At 48.8% G+C, this 2,877-nt stretch carries 2 protein-coding genes; both read right to left on the minus strand.

What is annotated here, in order from left to right:
* The coding region (locus H6S82_RS27320) for a cobyrinate a,c-diamide synthase (RefSeq protein WP_191057038.1) at positions 1–1,304 on the minus strand (1,304 nt) is incomplete at its 3' end.
* 103 nt (positions 1,305–1,407) lie between these two features.
* The gene (gene opcA / locus H6S82_RS27325) at positions 1,408–2,784 is read right to left on the minus strand and encodes a glucose-6-phosphate dehydrogenase assembly protein OpcA (RefSeq protein ID WP_190470780.1); all 1,377 of its coding nucleotides are present in this window, start codon (positions 2,782–2,784) and stop codon (positions 1,408–1,410) included.
* Between the last annotated feature and the right edge of the window lie 93 nt (positions 2,785–2,877).

Here is a 2,877-nt window from a genome sequence, read left to right on the forward strand (position 1 = left end):
CCTTCAGATGTTGGTAAACTGGGGGAATTATATCCCCGTAGCTCAAACAAAGGATTCGTCGGTGCTACAGATAAACTAGAGCGGTGAAATTCATGTCCCCAAACTGTTGCACCAGCGGGTAGCAGGGGAGTGTGTTGCAAAGCAGTTGCTTGCCGATAACCTAATGTTAGATGAGAACCCATCACAGCTATTGTTGGCAATACTTCTACCATAGGCCAAGATTTGCGATCGAAATCTACGATTTGCTCGCACAAATACATTAAACCGCCACACTCTGCATAAGTGGGCATTCCAGATACAATTGCTGTCCTCACTGCATTGCGTGCTGAGTAATTCAACGATAATTCTTCTGCGAATATTTCTGGAAAACCGCCACCGAAATAAAGCCCTTGGACTCCCGCAGGTATTCCAACATCAGTAAGCGGACTCCAAGGCACAAGTTCTGCACCTAATTCTGCAAGTAAGTCTAAATTCTCCTGGTAATAAAAATTAAAGGCGCGATCGCGTGCAATGGCGATTTTAAATTTTGGATTTTGGATTTTGGATTTTAGATTGATAATTGGAAATTCTGGTTTGCACTTTAGCAGAGGTAATAGCCTTTCCCAATCAAAACAGGTGTGTCCCAAATGAGCCAGTTTTTCGATCGAAGCATCTAATTGGGGAAGTTCTGCTGTTGGTACTAAACCGAGATATCGGTCTGGAATAGTAATATTGTCCTGACGTCGCAATATTCCTAAAATCGCGATGTTTAAGGGTTCGAGAGCTTCTTTGAGCAGTTGCAAATGGCGATCGCTCCCCACCCGATTTAACACCACCCCAGCTAATTTTAGCTTGGGATCGAAAGAACGATAGCCATGTGCGATCGCCGCTACGGAACCGGATAAACGACTGCAATCAATGACCAGCAGCACAGGCAAGTTGAGCAGATGCGCTATGTGAGCTGTACTGGCAAAAGGGGAGACCTGGAGTGGGGGAGTGGGGGAGTGGGAGACTAGGCCGATTTCTTCTCTGCTTTCTTGCTTCACACCATCAAATAGCCCCATGACTCCTTCCACCAAGGCGTATTCAACACCTTGGGTATGACGGGCAAAACATTGTTGCACGTATGAAGCAGAAGTCAAAACCGGGTCTAAATTGCGACAGGGGAAACCCGTTACATACTGATGAAACATCGGGTCGATGTAATCGGGGCCTACCTTGAAAGATTGGACTTTGAGATTTCGACGCTGCAAAGAAGCCAATAGGGCAAGCGTGACTGTTGTCTTGCCCACCCCGCTGCGTTCGCCGGCAATAACTAAAGACATATGGGGAATTTTAAACTTGAGATTTAAATAAATTTCAAATTTCAGATTTCAAATTTCAGATTTAAATAAATTTGAAATCTGAAATCTAAAATTTGAAATTTCCCTATTCCCTATTGGCCAATTTGATAATTGCCGCCGTCACCGCCATACTTTCCTCATAGAGGCGATCGCGACCCCAGCGTTGCAACTGCTGACCCAACAGGTTTTCCGCCTTTTGGTCAAAAAGTGAAGTTACTTGTTGAATGCGGCAGGACTGGGCACCGCCGCCAGCTTCCATCCGCATACAACCACCAGTTTCCGAACACAGAACGGTACAGCAGTCAGCGTTGATATTCGTAGAAGTTAAACGCAAAGCAATCAGATCGCCGACAATATCACCCACATCTGCGGTAGGAATAGCTGCCAATTCCACTTGTACATCTCGGTCATCGGGGCCTGTAAATCGGATGCGCTTAATATCGTAGTCACCACCTTCCTGTTCGTAGGAGACGGGGTGCCATTGCAACCGACTCGCCAACCAGCCCAAGTACATTAGCGCCTGAGTCGTATTGCCTTTTTCGTAGTCGATCGTCACCCGGTCAACTTCTTTTACATAGGCGCGGCGTTCCGGGGGATCGAAAGCTTCTGCCGTCAACTCTTGCCATGCTGCCAGACGACGCCAGTTCAGGTCAGCGATCGGCAAGCCCGACTCCAACAAGTTTTGCACTTTCAGCAAATCTGCTTCTGGGTCGTGACACAGACTGGAGTCGATAATCACAGAATTGCAAGTTTCTGCCAGTCGCTTAAACAGGCTGTTTTCCGCATCCGGAGTTGCCTTCCACCAAAGGAATTTAGGCAATTCGCTAATCAGCAGTGCGGGAATCATCCCCCCAACACGTTCAATAGCGACTTCTGCGCCTCGAAGAGTGATGTATTCGCAACAGATCAAACTGGTGCGAGTTTGTTTTTGGATGGGGCAGTAGGCGGACACTTGAGCGATGACGCCTTCATCTTCTCCTGCCGTTGGGCAAAGGGCGATGATGCGGCAGGGATTGGTAGCGGCGATCGCATCTGCCACCCCAGCACCGGAAGCATCCAGTGCATACTGGGGAAGCGTACCGCCATTGCCATCTGCGGTTATGGTCTGCCCTCGTTTTTTGGCAGCTTCTTCCCGCAGTTTGGCCAGCGTTTCCGGGTTGGACTTGCCACTCACCGACAATCCGAAGGCTTTCTGAGCTGCCTCCAGCGCTGCCACGGTGCGCGGCCCATCAATGCCATCTACCGGCCCGGTGTAAAATCCCAAAGTAGCTAGCAGTTGTTGAGATTCCTCCGGTTCGTAAACTACCAAACTAAATGTTGCCGCCCTAGTCGCAGCAGGAAAAGCACCGTCTCCGCCAGCACTGTAACTTTGCCAGATTTGACTGAGTTCTGTCTCGATCTCAGCGATCGAGACATCTTTGGGCGCTTGCAAGGAAACGATCGGAGCAGATGTAGTAGCCATAGTTTGATTTTGGATTTTGGATTTTGGATTTTGGATTTGGCGCGAAGTGGGCGTCTTGGCGGTGACCGTCACGATGCCCACCTTCGCAAGAGA

Source organism: Planktothrix sp. FACHB-1355, from assembly GCF_014748295.1.
GTDB classification, from domain to species: Bacteria; Cyanobacteriota; Cyanobacteriia; order Cyanobacteriales; family Aerosakkonemataceae; genus Aerosakkonema; species Aerosakkonema funiforme_A.